We start from the raw sequence: 16,349 nt of genomic DNA on the forward strand, positions 1-16,349 counted from the left end.
GCTGATTGCCCTGCCGCTCAGCATCCCGGCCGGCCGGTTGATGACCGACGCCCTGGCCAACGCAGTCCAGTCGGCCATTATCTACAAATACACGCCCACCGGCGCGCTCTACTGGCTGGGCATTATCACGGTGATGTCCATTATTGCCAGCCTGCTGCCGGCGCGGGGGGCCATGCGCATTAGCGTGCGGGAGAGTTTGGCGTACCAATAAGGAACGTAACTTATGGCTAAAACCTATCAAGTGAACACTACGGTAAAATTTATCAACCGGCTCATGCAGGCTTTGGTTCGTTTTGGCCTTGGCCCCAAACAAACCTACATGCTCACCGTGCGCGGGCGAAAAAGCGGCAAGCTGTACTCCACGCCGGTTTCTTTGGTAGAAGAAGGTGACACGCGCTGGCTGGTGGCTCCCTATGGTGAAGTGAGTTGGGTAAAAAACGCCCGCGCCGCCGGGGAAGTCACATTAACCCAGGGACGACGCTCTGAAACAGTAGCCATTAAGGAAGCGGGGCCGGAGGAAAGCGGGCCGGTGCTAAAAAAGTACATCAAGCTGGAACCCATCACCCAACCTTACTTTGAAGTTGGCCCGGATGCGCCGGTGGAGGCGTTTGTAGCCGAGGCGCCGCGCCACCCGGTTTTTCGGATCAACGGTAAATAACTATGAGCGTCATCTGGTACAAAATCTGGTCTGACCTGTGGAAGAATAAAGTCCGCACTACCCTGGCAGTTTTGAGCATTGCCGTAGGCGTGTTTGCTGTGGGGGCCATTTTTGGCATGGCCGACCAATTGCTGACCGGCATGGATACCTCGCACCAAAATGATGTACCCTCGCACATTAATATGTATTTGCAGGATTACATTGACGAGGACACAGCTATTCGCTTAAAAACCATTAAGGGGCTGGACGATGTTGAGGTTTTGAACTCCGTCTCCATCCGCTACAAGCTCAACCCGGAAGATGAGTGGAGTCCCGGCGTGTTGGCCATGCACGATGATTACGAAGCGCAAAAATTTGACATTCTACAACTCAAAGCCGGGGAATGGCCCAAAAAGAACAACATCGGCATTGAGCGTTTATCGAGCCAGCATTTTGGCATAGACATTGGCGATAAAGTGATCTTTGAGTTGGATGGCGCCGACCGGGCTTTAGCCGTGACCGGCAAAATTCGGGCCAATTTTGTGGAGCCGCCCCAATTTGGCGGCAACGCCGTGTTTTTTACAGACGCGCAGGGCATGGAGCGCTTTAATGTGCCGGATGGCAAGTTTGACAACCTCAAAGTGCAGATCAAACCCTACAGCCGCGACCTGGCCCAAACCGTGGCCTCGGAAATAAAAAACCGCCTGGCCAAAGAGGGGGTTGGGGTGGCTGTCACTTTTTATCAAACCCCCGATGAGCACTGGGGGCGCTTTATTGTGGAAGGCATCACCCTGGTGCTGCAAGTGCTGGCCGTTCTCTCGTTATTTATGAGCGTGGTGCTGGTGACCAATACTATGACCGCCCTCATCACCCAGCAAACTAATCAAATTGGCATCATCAAGGCCATTGGCGGCAAAACCGCAACCATTATTATGATTTATCTGGCCGGGGTGGTGATTTATGGCCTGCTGGCCCTGTTGATTGCCCTGCCACCGGCCGCGCTGTTGGCTTTTGGGATGACCCAGAATTTTCTGAACATGTTTAACATTGACTATGAGGTATTTCAGGTGTCAACCCGGGCCATTGTTTTTCAAATCATAGCGGCCCTGGCCGTGCCGCTGCTGGCCGCGTTATGGCCGGTGTTGAGCGGAGCCGGTGTTACCGTGCGGGCGGCGATTGCCAGTTATGGCCTGGGGGGTGGTCATTTTGGGGCCAATTGGTTTGACCAGGCAATTGAGCGGGTGGCCGCCCAGATTCTCGCCTCGCCGTATGCCATTGCCTTGGGCAATATGTTCCGCCGCAAGGGACGGCTGATCCTGACCCAATTGGTGCTGGTGGCTGCCGGGACCATGTTTTTGATGGTGATGAGTTTGTCCTCGTCCATTACGGCCTCGCTGGATAATGATTTTGCCCGGCGAGGATATGATATCCGCTTGGGTTTTGACGACACGTACCGGATTGACCGGCTGCTAAAAATGGCCGCCGACCAGCCCGGTGTGACCCAGGCCGAAGTTTGGTTTACCCACTCTGCCTCGGTGTTAAAAGAAGGCCAACGGTTGAGAGATGCCGGAATTGGGGCCGACCTGATCGGCATCCCCACCGAAAGCCAGATGTACCGCCCGCTGATTGTGGCGGGGCGCTGGCTACAGCCGGATGACGGCCGGGTGGTTGTTATCCGCCAAAAGATGGCCGATGACAATGACATTGGCGTGGGTGATGTGGTGACCCTGGACCTGGGTGAATTGGGCCATGATCAGTGGCAGGTGGTTGGCATCTACCAGATGTTTGCCGGCGACGATTTTGATTCCGACCCCATTTACGCCCTGCAAAACGTGGTCTTTGATACCACCAAAAAACACAATCAGGGCGACCGGCTGCTGGTACGCACGGACCCCCACCAACTGGAAACCGTGGATGCAATCAACCGCGCCCTCAAAACCGTCTACGAAACCCGGCAGATGGACGTTAACAGTTTTGATAGCGGCATGACGTTTGAAGACCGGGAGGCAAGCGAAAGCGAATTTGCCATCACCATCACCATGCTCCTGGCCCTGGCCATTATTGTGGCCCTGGTGGGCGGCATTGGTCTGATGGGGTCGCTCTCCATTAGCGTGGTGGAGCGCACCCGTGAAATTGGCGTGATGCGGGCCATCGGCGCGCGCTCTGCCACCATGCTGGGCATGTTTGTGATGGAGGGGGTTTTACAGGGTTTGTTGAGCTGGGCCATCTCCGTGCCTCTCTCCTTTGCTTTTGGCCGGCCCATGGCCGCGGCCCTGGGGCAGACCATGTTTGATACAAACCTGGATTACTTGTACAACTTTGAAGCCGTTATCACCTGGCTGGTGATTATTTTGATTATTTCTACGTTGGCCTCCATCATCCCGGCCCGTAACGCCACGCGGGTGAGCGTGCGGGAGAGTTTGGCGTATGCGTAGGAACATGGTGGTCAGAAGATTTGAACCCAAAGATGCAGAGCCATTAAGCCAACTCATTATTCAGAATTTACGGCAGGTCAATATTAAAGATTACCCCCCGGAAGCTATTGACAAGCTGGTCCAGTTTTACACCCCTGCCAGGGTAATGGAGGATGCCCGGCACCAATTAATTATTGTTAGCCTTGTTGATAAGCAGGTGGTTGGCACTGTTTCGCTTGATCAAGGGCGAGTCAGGAGTGTTTTTGTGGATGTGGGCAGGCATGGGAATGGCATCGGGAAAGAATTGATGGCCGTTATTGAAACTTATGCCCAGAAACAAGGGCTAAAGAAAATATTTCTTCTGTCGGGATTATCGGCTTATGGGTTTTATGAGAAGTTGGGGTATGAAGTTGTCAAGCGTTTTGAAAACAATTTAGACGGTATTCCCTTATCGGTTATTCAAATGGAGAAAACGTTGGAGGTGGATAATGTTTGCGCGAAAAATTGAAGTGGATCAAGAGCAAGATTTTGAGGGATTGGCAGCGGCCCGGCAATACGCCGTGGGGGCGCAAAAGTCAACCTTACGCTACCGCACTTTTTTGGAGCGTTTGGATACATTGGGCGTAACCGGGCGTTATCTTGACGTGGGGGCAGGGCCGGGCCATGTGGCCGGCATGATTGCCCAAAAATATCCCCAGGTGAAGGTGACCGCCCTGGAATTATCGCCGGATATGGCGGCGGTAGGGCAAGAATTGTTAAAAAGTAACGGGCTTGACAGCCGGGTTAATTTTGTGGTGGGCGATGCCGCCGATACCGGGCTTCTGCAATCGTTGGGTAAATTTGATTTAATCTACAGCACCTATAGCCTGCATCACTGGGAAAATCCCCGGCAAGTGATTGACAATCTGCTGACCATCCTGGCCGATGACGGGGTGCTGTTCATCCATGATTTGAGAAGGGTGTGGTGGCTGTATTGGGCGCCGAGCCAGAATGGTTTCTTTCGTTCCATCCGAGGGGCATACCTTAAGGAGGAACTTGAAGCGATGCTCGCCGGTTTTAGCCCTGAGTGTTATGAAGTGAAAAATGAAATTCCGTTTTTGCTTTCGGTCATCATCAAAAAGTCAACGTTTTGAGTTTCAATCTAAAAATGAAGCACTTTTTGATCACCAAAGTCAACCCCCTTGAGAGTAAAGATGCCCTGGCCCTCATCCGCCAGTTGGATAACGAACTTGGCCAACGGTATCCGGGTGAAAAGGTTAATGCTTTGGATTTGACTAATTTTAATCAAGACAGTACAGTTTTTTGGGTGGGGTATCTGGCCGGACAGGCGGTGGCATGCGGGGCGGTGCGCCAACTTGAGGCCCACACTGGCGAAATCAAACGGATGTTTGTTAAACAAGAAGCGCGCGGCCTGGGCCTGGCCAAGTTGATTCTAACTCGCCTGGAACAAGAAGCCGTGGCGATGGGTTTTCAAGTTTTGCGCCTGGAAACGGCCGGGCGACAACCGGAAGCCTTGGGCCTGTACCGGCAATCGGGCTACGCCGATATTCCCCCCTTTGGGCAATACGCCGGCAATCCGCGCAGTATCTGTTTAGAAAAGAGATTGATCTGATGAAATTTTTGGCCCTGGAAAAAGAATTTTCCGGCGTCACCGCCGAAAAATTCAAACCTCACCTCCAGGCCGAGGCCGCTAGAGTGTGGGAACTTTATCAAACCGGGGTGTTTCGGGAATTATACTTTCGCCAGGACAGGTCCGAAGCCGTTCTGATGCTGGAATGTGCGGACGCGGCGGAAGCTAAACAGGTGTTGGGCACGCTGCCGCTGGTCAAAGAAGGGCTGATTACCTTTGACCTTATCCCATTGCTCCCTTATCCTGGTTTTGCCAGGCTCTTTGCTAAAAAGGCATAACCACCAAGAGTTTAATAGGTCACTTGTGGCGGCAACCCTGCCCCCTCAATTATAAACTACAGATTGCAAATCGTAAATCATAAATCACTATGAGCGTTATCTGGTACAAAGTCTGGTCTGATCTATGGGACAATAAAATCCGCACGGCCCTGGCCGTATTGAGCATTGCCGTGGGCGTATTTGCCGTGGGGGCTATTTTTGGCATGTCCGACCAATTGCTCTCCGGCATGGATACGGCCCATCAGGCTTCCTCGCCGTCGCACATTCAAATGTATCTTACCGACCAGGTTGACCGGAACACGGCCCTGGACCTCAAAAAAATTCCGGGCCTGGTTGACCTGGAAGCAATGAACGAGGTCACCGTGCGCTATAAAATCCACCCCGATGACGAATGGTCGCGCGGCTCAATAGTGATGCGGGATGATTACCGGGACCAAGTTTACGACACGGTGCAGCTAAAAGAAGGCGAGTGGCCCAAAAAGAACGACATTGCCATCGAGCGGTTGTCGAGCCAGTTTTTTGGCCTGGAAATTGGCGACGAAGTTATTTTTGAATTGGACAAAACCGACCGGCCGCTGCATATTATCGGCAAAATTCGCCATCCCTTTGTGCCTCCGCCCCAGTTTGGCGGGGATGCCTACTTTTTTGTTAACGCCCAAGGGCTGGAACGCTTCAATATTCCCAAAGGCGAGTTTACCCATCTTAAGGCGCGGGTTGAGCCTTACAGCCTGGAACAAGCCAAAGAAGTGGCCTCGGAGATAAAAGATCGCCTGGCCAAAGAAAACATTGGGGTGGCGGTGACATTTTACCAAGACCCCAACGAACACTGGGGCCGCTTTTTTGTGGAGGGGATGAACCTGGTGTTTGAAATTCTGGCCGTGGTCTCGGTGCTGGCCAGCGTGGTATTGGTCATTAACACCTTAACCGCCCTCATTACCCAACAAACCAACCAAATTGGCATCATCAAGGCCATTGGCGGCGACACCGGGGCCATTATCAAAATTTACCTGGCCGGGGTGGTGATTTATGGTCTGCTGGCCCTGTTCATCTCGCTGCCGCTGGGCGCGTTTATGGCCTTTGGCATCAGCCAGTGGTTTTTGAATCTCTTTAATATTGATTATAACGTGTTCCAGGTGTCGCAGCGGGCCATTTCTTACCAGGTCATTGCGGCCCTGGTCGCCCCCTTGCTGGCCGCGCTGTGGCCGGTTTTGAGTGGCGCAACCATCACCGTGCGAGAAGCGATTGCCAGTTATGGCCTGGGCAGCGGCAGGTTTGGCGCCAGCCGGTTTGACCGAACCATAGAACGGATGGGCCAGCGATTACTCTCGGCCCCGTATGCCATTGCCCTGGGTAATATGTTCCGGCGCAAAGGGCGGTTAATTTTAACCCAACTGGTGCTGATTGCGGCCGGAACCATGTTCTTGATGGTGATGAGTTTATCGTCGTCTATCACGGCTACGCTTGATAACGAATTTGGCCGACGTAACTTTGACATGTTTTTTATTTTTTACGACAACCAACGGGCCGACCGCATTGAGGCTATGGCCCAATCGGTGCCGGGCGTTGTAACAGCCGAGTTGTGGTTCCAAAATCCGGCTTCCATTTTAAAGAAGGGCCAGCGGGCTAAAGAAGCCGGGTTGGGGGCGCAGATCAACGGCGTGCCCGCCAGGAGCGATATTTACCGTCCCCTGATGGTAGCCGGACGCTGGCTCCAACCCGGCGACGGTCGGGTGGTGGTCATGAACCAGGAAACGGCCACAGACAACGGCATAAAGTTGGGCGACACCGTTACCCTTGACCTGGGTAAATTTGGTCAAGATGACTGGCAAGTGGTTGGTTTTTACCAATTGATTTTTGGCGGTAGCTTCAGCAGCGACGATATTTATGCCCCCGCCGAGGCTGTGGCCGGGGTAACCAAAAAATATAACGAAGGCATTTTACTGCGCGTCAGAACCGCTGATCACAGCCCCGGCTTTACCGAGGCCATTCAGAGCCAGCTTAGCACTCTCTACGCCCGGCGCCATATAGACATTCTCTTCAGTTGGACCTCAACCACCGAACGCGGCAACGCCGATAGCCAATTTGGCATTACCTCTACCATGCTGCTGGCCCTGGCCGTGATCATGGCCCTGGTGGGGGGCATCGGCCTGATGGGGTCGCTCTCCATCAGCGTGGTGGAGCGCACCCGCGAAATTGGCGTAATGCGGGCCGTGGGGGCGCGCTCGTTGACCATTATGGGCATGTTTGTGATGGAAGGCGTTTTACAGGGGATTTTCAGTTGGGCAGTGGCATTTCCGCTTTCCTTCCTGATTTCCGGGGCGGTGGCCAACGCCTTGGGCCAAACCATGTTCGAGGCCAACCTGGATTATCAGTACAATTTCCCGGCGGTGTTGGTCTGGCTGATAGTGATTTTGGTCATCTCCACCCTGGCCTCGCTACTGCCGGCCTATAATGCCACCCGCGTGAGCGTGCGCGATAGTTTGGCGTATTCCTAACCGGAAGCAAGGGCTACAATATATCCCAAATATATCCCAAATTTAATTTGGAATATATTGGTTTTTACTTGGGAAACCAAACTTTCCCCTTTCTCCACCTTCAATCCTGCACCCACCCCGGCACATAGCACCAACTGGCGCGTAGTTCTTTCTTTAATTGTTTGTAATTTGGCTCTTTTTGGCCTACCAACGTCCAAAATTTGGCCGAATGATTGAGATGTTTGGTATGGCACAATTCGTGAATGAGCACGTAACGCACCAGGGCAGGGGGCAGGAAGAGGAGTTTATAATTTAGGCTGATTGTCTTGCGGCCAGAGCAGCTACCCCACCGAGTCTTTTGGCCCCGAAAAGTCACCCGGTCAAAAGGCAGTTGTTCAACTTGACCAAGCTGGCGCAACCAGGGCGTCAGATGCTGTTTGGCTTTGCGGGCGACCCACTTGCGCAGCGCGGTTTGGCACTGGTCAACATCAGCCACATTACCGCTCAAGATCAGCCGTTGCCCGGCTTTTTCGGTAACGGTGATCTGCGCCGACGACGTGGGCCGGTAGGCCACCGACCACGTTTCGGCAACGGCCTGGAGCCGGATTTGTTCCGGCAGGGCCGGCTCTCCGGCCAAAAAGAGGCGGCGTTCTTCAAGGCGTTTGACGGTCCGTTTGATCCAGGCCTGCTTTTTTTGCAAAATATCAGGGATACGCCGGCGGTTGAAACCCCGGGGAATCACCACCTCCAGGCCACGTTCCAGGGAAATTTTCAGATTGACGTGTCTGGCGCGGGCGCTTTCCCGGACGGTATAGGCGGGCAACGTGGTCATAGGGCTATAATTTCAAAAAACTCCGGTTAACTTCCCAGGGATAGATGATCCAGTCGTCAGTTTCAACGGCATAGAAGTCGGGAGTTTTGTCTTCAAATTGAGAAAATTGTGGCTTGTAATGCAGCACTACCGACACCGGCCGTCCTCCGACCTGCTCCACCCGTTCACTCACGCTCACCACCTCTCGCCCGCGATACCAAACATCATCAACAATGAGCACGCGCTTGCCGCGCAAAAAACTATCGGCCGGAAATTGCATAAACACCGGCCAATCCAAATTATGCTCTGGGTCCTCGTAAAAGTCCACAGAAGCCACCAAGATTTGCTGAATCCCAAGCTGCTCGGCAATGATTCCGCCGGGCACAATCCCTCCCCGGGTAATAGCAATAACCACATCGTAATTGTAATGTTGCAGGCGGGGCACCAGTTCACGGCTCAATAAATGGTCCACCTCCGTCCAGGAAAGATAGATTTTTTTGGCCTCGCCCATTTTTTGCTCCCTGACTTAAGGCATTGTGGTTTTAGTCGTTCCATTCACCGCTCAAGCTTACCGCTGCTTATCATTCGACGAACGACGGACGACGAGCGACTAAATTTCGTCGTTGGTCATTGGTCGTTGGTCGTTCGTCATTGGTCGTTGGTCGTTATTCCACACAGGTCAAGTCTTTGATTTTGGCAAACGTGGCCTCGCCAATGCCGCTAACCTGGGTGATTTCTTCAATGTTTTTGAACCCACCAATCTTTTCCCGGTAATCAATAATACGCCGGGCAATGGCCGGACCGATGCCGGGTAAAGTATCTAACTGGTCAAGGGTGGCGGTATTAAGGTTGACCCGTTGCCCGGCCATGGATACACTCCCGCCGGTTTCCTGGGGATTATTATCATTGGCTCCACCTTGCACGGGCGGTGGTGGATTTTCCTCATCCTGCCGGGGGATGTGAATTTGTTGCTGGTCTTTTAGTTCCAGGGCCTGATTAATTCGCTCCGGGTCGGCCTCTGGGGCGAAGCCGCCGGCAGCAATAATGGCATCTTTAATAATGCTGCTCTGCGGCAATACATAAACATCGGCCTTAAGTACCGCACCGGTAACATATACCCGCACCATTGCCGGGGTGGGGCTGGCTGAAGGCGTTACTGTAGGCGTTACCATAGGCGTTACCGTAAGCGTGGGTTCCACCGGTACAATCTCGATTGGAGTCTGCGCCGGTTGCCGCAAATAAAAGGCTATCGCTCCCCCTAAAGCGGCTACCAAGAGCATTCCAAAAATCAAGTGACGATTTTTATCTAACCAGGAACCGTTCATTGTCCCTCCTCTCCTATTAATAACTGAGGTATTTTTTTAGGCCATTATAGTAAATTCTTGAGCGTGTGGCAAAGGACAAACGATAAGATTTTGTTTACCGTTGCTTGACTTTATGGTATCATAAGGGCAACACTTGGCTTTTAGTCAAAATGGGGAGAATATTCCTGATGAAAGCGGTTATCATGGCCGGCGGAGCAGGTTCCAGATTGCGCCCCCTCACAATTGAACGGCCCAAACCCATGATCCCTATTGTCAACAAACCGGTTTTGAGCCATATTCTTGACCTGCTCAAACGTCACCAGATTACCGAAGTGATGATTACAGTTCAATACCTGGCCGATCAAATTCAGGACTATGCCGGTGATGGCTCAAATATAAGCATGAACATCCATTACTGTGTTGAAGATACTCCCCTGGGCACAGCCGGCAGTGTAAAAAATACGCAAGATTTTTTGGACGGCACTTTTTTGGTGATTAGCGGCGACGCCCTCACCGACATCAACTTGACCGACCTGATTGCTTATCATCAAAAATCCAAAGCATTAGGCACATTGGCCCTTTATCGGCTGGCCGACCCGCTTGATTATGGCATCATCAACCTTAATAACGAAGGGCAAATCACCAGATTTCAAGAAAAACCCAGCCGTGGTTCGGTGATGTCTGACTATGTTAATACCGGGATTTACGTTTTAGAACCGGAAATCCTGGATTTTTTTGAAAGCAATGTTCACTTTGATTTTGCCAGAGACTTGTTCCCCTTGGTGCATGCCCAGGGGTATCCTCTCTATGGTTACGTAGCCAAAGGTTATTGGTGCGATGTGGGTAATATTGCCGAGTACATGCGAGCCACTGCCAACGCGCTCCAGGGAGATGTGCAGGGTTTGGACCTGGGGCGTTACCTGGGCGACAACATCTGGACCGGAAAAGATGTAGAACTTGCGCCGGATGTTCATTTAGAAGGGCCTATCTACCTGGGAAACTCGGTCCAGATAAAAAACGGGGTTGTTATTCGTGGCCCTTCAGTTATCCGTGATTATACCGTGGTTGACAACGAAGCCATCATTGATCATTCTATTCTGTGGCGAAACTGTTACATTGGCGAGCGGGTGCAAATTAGCGGCGCGGTTATTTTAAAGCAATGCAGCATTAAGGCCAATGCCACGGTTTTTGAAGGCGCGGTTATTGGCGACGGCACCATTGTTGGTGAAGGCGCCGTGCTGCATCCCAGTATCAAAATTTGGCCCGGCAAAGAGGTTGAACCGGGGGCCACCGTCAACAGCAGTATTGTGTGGGGTTCCCAGGGGCGGCGGGTATTGTTTGGCCGCTTTGGCGTAACCGGCGTGGTCAATATTGACCTGACCCCTGAGTTTACGGCCAAATTGGGGGCCGCGTTTGGCGCAACGCTGCCAAAAGGGTCAATTGTTACCATTAACCGCGACGTGCATCATAGCTCGCGGATGATCAAGCAGGCCATTATTTCTGGGTTACCCTCGGCGGGGATCAACGTGTGGGATTTGGGGTCGCAACCAATTCCGGTGGCTACTTACTACACCAAGGTCAGCCGGGTAGAAGGGGGCATTCACGTCAGGCTTTCGCCTTTTGACGAGCGGGTCATAGATATTCTTTTTATAGACCACCAGGGCCTGAATCTGAGCAAAAATAGAGAGCGGGATATTGAACGCGTTTTCTTCAGAGAAGATTTCCGGCGGGTTTATCTTGACGACATTGGCGGTATTGAATATGCCCAACAGGTCAAAGAACACTACATCCAGGATTTCCTGAAACACCTCAACACCAAAGCCATTCAAGAAGCCGCCTTTAACCTGGTGGTGGATTTTACCGACGCCCCTATTGCCGGCGTATTGCCCACCATTCTTGACGAATTAAAATGTAATGTGGTGGCCTTGAGCGCCACCACCACCCGGCCGGGCGAAACCCTGAATCGGTCTCAATTCCAGGCCGCCTTGAAACAATTGCAAATTATCACCACCACTATGGATGCCCAGCTAGGGATGCGGCTGGACCCAGGCGGCGAGAGAATATTCTTTGTAGATAATCGGGGCTATTTAATGGAAGGAACAACTGCCTGCGCGGTTATGGCCGAAATGGTTTTGCAAGATGCTCCCGGGAGTGTCGTTGCCATTCCCCTTAACTTGCCTAACGTATTTGAAAAAATCGCCGCCAAATATAACGGCCACATTATTCGTACCGAAATTGACCGTAACGCATTAATAAAAGCCACTTGCACCGACAACGTGATCATGGCCGGCGACGGCAAAGGCAATTTTATTTTCCCCGATTTTCAATGTGCAGTTGATGGGTTGATGGCTTTGGCCAAAATGTTAGAATTTTTAGCCATCCAAAAAGTCTCGTTGGGCGAGGTGATAGACACATTACCGCCGTATTATGTGGCCGAGAGGAAAGTATCTTGCGTATGGGAAGCCAAAGCCGGCGTGATGCGCCTGATCAATGAAAAATTTGAGGAGCGTAAAGATCAACACGTGATTAATGGGGTAAAAATTGCGCTTGAGGCCAATGAATGGGTCCTGATTATCCCCGACCCCGATCAGCCCTGTTTTAGAGTCACCACCGAAGCCGAGTCGCAAACAGAGGCCGAAAATCTGGCCGATGAATATGCCCAAATCATAGAAAAAATTTCCCCTCTGGAGTAAATCATAGAACTTACGTACGTTCCAGAGGTGACAATCACTCTGTAAGTGACTGTCACCTCTGGAATGCATCAACGATTTGCGTAAGTTCTACATCAAATAACAAAGCAACCAGAAGTTGAATACAAACAGCAGGTAGACAAAATCTTTGCTACCTGCTGTTTGTTATTGGCTATTTGACTAGCTAATTTCCACAACCGCGCCTTCGGCTTCAAGTTTGGCCTTGGCGTCATCGGCCATTTCCTTGTTGACCGCTTCCAGCACTTTAGCCGGAGCTTCGTCAACCAGGGCTTTGGCCTCTTTTAAGCCCAAATCTGTACGGACTGTACGCACGGCCTTGATGACCTGAATTTTCTTGTCGCCTACTTCTTTTAAGATGACGTCAAATTCAGTCTTTTCTTCTTCTGCTGCGGCTTCACCGCCGCCGGCAGCCGCAACAGGCATCGCCATCATGGCCGCTGGCGCGGCGGCGCTAACGCCCCATTTTTCTTCCAAAATCTTGGTTAATTCAGCCGCCTCCAAGACGGTTAGCGAGCTAAGTTGATCCGCCAATTTTTCAAGATCTGCCATTTTAATTATCTCCTTTATTATGATATCTGAATATTTAATTACTGCATCGGTTAAAACTCAACGGCGCTATAATCACCGACAAATGACGAAGGACGAACGACAAAAATTGGTCATTGGTCTTTGGTCAGGCTTCTGCCGGCGCTTCTGAGCCTTGTTCTGAATAGGCATGGATAACATTGACCACCTGGCGAACACTGCCGCTCAAAACGCCCACCAATTGCGAGGCCGGAGCATTGATGAGACCCAGCAATTGCGCCCGCAGCGTTTCCAGCGAAGGCAATTTGGCCAGGCTTTGTACGGCGGCTTCATCAATAACTTTATTGCCCATTAAGCCGCCTTTAACTGCCAGCAACTCATTTGTCTTGGCAAAGTCCGCAATCGCCTTGGCTACGGCGGGGATATTGCTACCGCAAAAACCAATGCCCACCGGGCCAACCAGCAATGCTTCCGGTACAGGCAATCCGGCTTCGGTTAAGGCGCGTTGGGCCAGGGTGTTTTTTACAATTGAAAAACTGCCCTCTACCTCGCGGATTTTTGCTCGAAGTTGTTGTAAGTCGCTAACCTTTAATCCCCGGTAATCGGTAATAATTACTGCCTCACTGCCGCTCAATTTTTTTACATATTGTTGAACCAACTCTTCTTTTTTTGCTCGAGAAATAGCCAAATTTGGATACCTCCTTTCTCTAAAAATAAAAACGTCTTTGCCCCAACCGACGCAAAGACGCAAGAATTGCCAACTTATTGCCCAAGAGTATATTCAAAGGCAATCACAAAATTCTTACCCCTTACCTCGGCAGGCAAATTTACTTTAAGCGTTAAAACTTAATTGCCACGCGCCTGCTGTCTCTGGTACGGAGAAATCACGTATTTACTTGTTTACAAAAATCAATCTAACTTCAATTGCATGGCCTGGGTAGTATCCACCTTAATACCCGGGCCCATGGTGGCGCACAAAGCAGCCTTTTTGATATAAGCGCCCTTAACGGCAGCCGGTTTAGCCTGCTGCATAGCCTCCATCAAGGCCGCAAAGTTTTCTAATAACTGCTCTTCTGAAAACGACGCTTTGCCAATGGGCACGTGAACATTGGCCGTTCGGTCCAGCCTGAACTCAACCCGGCCCGCTTTCAACTCCGATACAACCCGCCCCAAATCTTCATCGGGCACCACCGTCCCCGCTTTGGGGCTGGGCATTAAACCGCGCGGGCCTAACACTTTCCCCAGGCGGCCCACTTTTGACATCATGGGGGGGGTAGCTACAGAAACGTCAAACTCAAACCAGCCCCCTTGAATTTTTTGCACCAGTTCATCACTGCCGGCATAATCTGCGCCGGCCTCTTCGGCTAATCGTTGGCCTTCGCCTTCAGCAAAAACCAACACCCGCACCTGACGGCCTGTGCCGTGGGGCAGTTGCACAGTGCTGCGAATCTGCTGGTCGGCTTTACGAGGGTCCAGGCCCATCCGCAGGTGCGCCTCGATGGTGGCGTCAAAATTTGTAAAAGATGTTTTTTTGGCCAGCGCCACCGCTTCTTGAGGGGAATAGTTTTTGCTTAAATCAACTAATTTTAGCGCTTCTTGATACTTTTTGCCTCGTTTTGGCACAATATCCTCCTGGTGGTGCTAACGGGTGTTTTACACCCTCCCACTCTATTGATAAAGCTTAATCTTTAACAGTGATGCCCATACTGCGGGCGGAACCTTCAATTTGTTTAATGGCTCCCGCCAGGTCAACCGCGTTAAGGTCTTGCATTTTGGTTTCAGCAATTTCGCGCACCTGGGCCTGGGTAATGGCGCCCACCTTATCCCGGTTGGGCACGCTGGAGCCTTTCTCCAATCCGGCGGCTTTTTTCAAAAGGTCGCTTACGGGAGGAGTTTTGGTAACAAACGAAAAGGTCTGGTCGGTGTAAATGGTAATTTCAGCCGGAATAATGGAACCCATCATGTTTTGGGTTCTGGCGTTATACTCTTTACAAAAGGCCATAATATTGATTTGATGAGGCCCTAACGCCGTACCCACCGGCGGGGCGGGATTGGCTTTTCCGGCCGGAATTTGTAGCTTTACCACCGCTTTTATTTTTTTAGCCATACTGCATCCTTCCTAAAATATCACAACAGGAGAACGTGTTTCTTAAACCCGTTCTACCTGCAAAAAGTCAAGTTCTATGGGTGTTTCTCGGCCAAAGAAGTTGACCAACACTTTAACCCGCGCCCGTTCCACGTCAATGTCATCAACCGTGCCCATAAAATCTTCAAACGGGCCTTCCACAATCCGCACTTTTTGCCCAACCTTAAAGCTAACTTTAATCTTGGGCACTTCCGCGTCCATGCGTTTGATGATTTTGTCAACCTCGTCCTGGCGCAGGGGAGTTGGTTTATTGCCGGAGCCAACAAAACCTGTTACCCCCGGCGTGTTCCGAACCACGTACCAGGAATCTTCATCCAACAGCATTTCCACCAAAATATAACCGGGAAAAACGCGGCGCTCTATGGTTCGGCGTTGGCCGTCCCTCAGTTCAACCTCTTCTTCGGTGGGCACAACCACCTGAAAGATTTTATCCTGCATACTCATCGACTCAATGCGATGATACAAGTTTTTCTGCACCTTGTTTTCATAACCTGAATAGCTGTGGATAACGTACCATTCCGTGCCTTCAGGTCGAGGCGTTTCTTCTTCTGTACTCTCTGCATCAGGAGCAGCTTCCTCATCGCCGTTTGTTTCAGGCCCAGGCGTTTCTTGCTCTGGAACGTCAGCAGATGAAACGTCGGCTGTGTCGTCTATAGGAACGTCGTCGGTAGATTGATCCTCTGCTTCGATGATATTTTCTTCTACAAGCTTTTGTTCTTCAGTCATAACTCAAAAAACGCCCCAAGCCGGTTACTCTTGCTGTCCATTAAAATAAAACGCGGCCACTCCACCCAGAAATAGAATAGTGGCAATGCCAATCCAAACAATGTCACCTCGAATAATGCCGCTGGCCACCTGTTGAAAAACAAAGTCTAATAGCCCCAGGAAGACGGCCATGGCTACGGTCACGGCCACAATAATCATGGTCAGGTTTTTGGCCTCATCACGGGTAGGCCAGGTGACTTTCCGTAATTCCGCCCGGGTCTCCTGAAAATATCTCACCACTGCATTAGGCTCTTTGGCGGGTGTTGAAGCCGCCCTTGATTTTGACTTTGCCACGTTAATGCATGCTCCTCTCAGCAGGTTGCCAGATGGCTATTTGGTTTCGCGATGTAATTGATGCGTGCGGCATCGCGGACAATACTTTTTTATCTCGATCCGATTGGGATCATTTCGACGATTCTTTTCGCTGGTGTAATTGCGCTCGCCACATTCGGTGCAGGCCAGCGTAATCACCATCCGTACTGCTTTTTTAGCCATAATTCAGTAAAAAGAGGGTGAGGCGTAATTATCCGCGTCTCAACCCTCTGACTCCTCTCTAACAAAGTCAACTATTCCAAAATTTTGGTAATAACGCCAGCGCCAACCGTGCGACCACCCTCTCGAACAGCAAAACGGCTGCCTACTTCCAGCGCCACC

The 16,349-nt window shown here is 51.3% G+C and carries 20 protein-coding genes and 1 other annotated feature; of the genes, 9 read left to right on the plus strand and 11 right to left on the minus strand.

The annotated features are described in order from the left end of the window. The 8 genes from JW953_19610 to JW953_19645 form a co-directional block, all read left to right on the plus strand. A partial coding sequence (locus JW953_19610) for a hypothetical protein (GenBank protein MBN1994911.1) occupies positions 1-211 on the plus strand: 211 nt, incomplete at its 5' end. A gap of 12 nt (positions 212-223) precedes the next feature. Continuing rightward, positions 224-658: a nitroreductase family deazaflavin-dependent oxidoreductase gene (locus JW953_19615; protein ID MBN1994912.1), complete on the plus strand. Its 435-nt coding sequence runs from the start codon at positions 224-226 to the stop codon at positions 656-658. A gap of 2 nt (positions 659-660) precedes the next feature. Next, complete coding sequence (locus JW953_19620; protein MBN1994913.1) at positions 661-3,072, plus strand: FtsX-like permease family protein; 2,412 nt, start codon at positions 661-663, stop codon at positions 3,070-3,072. Continuing rightward, the gene (locus JW953_19625) at positions 3,065-3,559 is read left to right on the plus strand and encodes a GNAT family N-acetyltransferase (protein ID MBN1994914.1); all 495 of its coding nucleotides are present in this window, start codon (positions 3,065-3,067) and stop codon (positions 3,557-3,559) included. The genes JW953_19620 and JW953_19625 overlap by 8 nt, the downstream gene beginning before the upstream one ends. Then, positions 3,540-4,184 carry a class I SAM-dependent methyltransferase gene (locus tag JW953_19630; GenBank protein MBN1994915.1) on the plus strand — a complete coding sequence of 215 codons (645 nt, stop codon included), beginning with the start codon at positions 3,540-3,542 and terminating at the stop codon, positions 4,182-4,184. The genes JW953_19625 and JW953_19630 overlap by 20 nt, the downstream gene beginning before the upstream one ends. 14 nt (positions 4,185-4,198) lie before the next feature. Continuing rightward, complete coding sequence (locus tag JW953_19635; protein MBN1994916.1) at positions 4,199-4,663, plus strand: GNAT family N-acetyltransferase; 465 nt, start codon at positions 4,199-4,201, stop codon at positions 4,661-4,663. Further along, a complete protein-coding gene (locus tag JW953_19640; protein ID MBN1994917.1) occupies positions 4,663-4,959 on the plus strand; it encodes a superoxide dismutase in 297 nt (98 codons plus the stop codon). The genes JW953_19635 and JW953_19640 overlap by 1 nt, the downstream gene beginning before the upstream one ends. Positions 4,960-5,048: 89 nt before the next feature. Then, positions 5,049-7,454, plus strand: a complete 2,406-nt coding sequence (locus tag JW953_19645) for an ABC transporter permease (protein ID MBN1994918.1) — start codon at positions 5,049-5,051, stop codon at positions 7,452-7,454. A gap of 100 nt (positions 7,455-7,554) precedes the next feature. Here the strand turns inward: JW953_19645 and JW953_19650 are convergent, their stop codons facing one another. The 3 genes from JW953_19650 to JW953_19660 form a co-directional block, all read right to left on the minus strand. After that, positions 7,555-8,265 (minus strand): M48 family metallopeptidase, encoded by a 711-nt coding sequence (locus JW953_19650; GenBank protein ID MBN1994919.1) that lies wholly within the window; start codon positions 8,263-8,265, stop codon positions 7,555-7,557. A gap of 4 nt (positions 8,266-8,269) precedes the next feature. Further along, positions 8,270-8,755: a phosphoribosyltransferase gene (locus JW953_19655; protein ID MBN1994920.1), complete on the minus strand. Its 486-nt coding sequence runs from the start codon at positions 8,753-8,755 to the stop codon at positions 8,270-8,272. A gap of 154 nt (positions 8,756-8,909) precedes the next feature. Further along, positions 8,910-9,569, minus strand: coding sequence for a helix-hairpin-helix domain-containing protein (locus JW953_19660; protein ID MBN1994921.1), 660 nt, complete (start codon positions 9,567-9,569; stop codon positions 8,910-8,912). A 167-nt stretch (positions 9,570-9,736) separates the two neighbouring features. Between JW953_19660 and JW953_19665 the strand changes: the two genes are divergently transcribed. Continuing rightward, the gene (locus JW953_19665) at positions 9,737-12,241 is read left to right on the plus strand and encodes a mannose-1-phosphate guanyltransferase (protein ID MBN1994922.1); all 2,505 of its coding nucleotides are present in this window, start codon (positions 9,737-9,739) and stop codon (positions 12,239-12,241) included. 177 nt (positions 12,242-12,418) lie between these two features. Here JW953_19665 and rplL read toward each other — a convergent pair whose 3' ends face one another. The 8 genes from rplL to JW953_19705 form a co-directional block, all read right to left on the minus strand. Continuing rightward, a complete protein-coding gene (rplL, locus tag JW953_19670) occupies positions 12,419-12,808 on the minus strand; it encodes a 50S ribosomal protein L7/L12 (protein MBN1994923.1) in 390 nt (129 codons plus the stop codon). A gap of 124 nt (positions 12,809-12,932) precedes the next feature. After that, positions 12,933-13,472, minus strand: coding sequence for a 50S ribosomal protein L10 (rplJ, locus tag JW953_19675; protein ID MBN1994924.1), 540 nt, complete (start codon positions 13,470-13,472; stop codon positions 12,933-12,935). Between the two features lie 16 nt (positions 13,473-13,488). Beyond that, positions 13,489-13,676, minus strand: a sequence feature (ribosomal protein L10 leader region). 17 nt (positions 13,677-13,693) lie between these two features. Beyond that, positions 13,694-14,407, minus strand: a complete 714-nt coding sequence (locus JW953_19680; protein ID MBN1994925.1) for a 50S ribosomal protein L1 — start codon at positions 14,405-14,407, stop codon at positions 13,694-13,696. Positions 14,408-14,465: 58 nt separating this feature from the next. After that, positions 14,466-14,891 carry a 50S ribosomal protein L11 gene (gene rplK / locus JW953_19685; GenBank protein ID MBN1994926.1) on the minus strand — a complete coding sequence of 142 codons (426 nt, stop codon included), beginning with the start codon at positions 14,889-14,891 and terminating at the stop codon, positions 14,466-14,468. 42 nt (positions 14,892-14,933) lie between these two features. After that, positions 14,934-15,656 carry a transcription termination/antitermination protein NusG gene (gene nusG / locus JW953_19690; protein MBN1994927.1) on the minus strand — a complete coding sequence of 241 codons (723 nt, stop codon included), beginning with the start codon at positions 15,654-15,656 and terminating at the stop codon, positions 14,934-14,936. Between the two features lie 24 nt (positions 15,657-15,680). Next, positions 15,681-15,935 carry a preprotein translocase subunit SecE gene (secE, locus tag JW953_19695; GenBank protein MBN1994928.1) on the minus strand — a complete coding sequence of 85 codons (255 nt, stop codon included), beginning with the start codon at positions 15,933-15,935 and terminating at the stop codon, positions 15,681-15,683. A gap of 90 nt (positions 15,936-16,025) precedes the next feature. Next, complete coding sequence (gene rpmG / locus JW953_19700) at positions 16,026-16,190, minus strand: 50S ribosomal protein L33 (protein MBN1994929.1); 165 nt, start codon at positions 16,188-16,190, stop codon at positions 16,026-16,028. A gap of 71 nt (positions 16,191-16,261) precedes the next feature. Further along, positions 16,262-16,349, minus strand: an 88-nt coding sequence (locus JW953_19705) for a hypothetical protein (GenBank protein ID MBN1994930.1), incomplete at its 5' end; no start/stop codon positions are given.

The organism is Anaerolineae bacterium (genome assembly GCA_016931895.1).
Classification (GTDB): Bacteria; Chloroflexota; Anaerolineae; order 4572-78; family J111; genus JAFGNV01.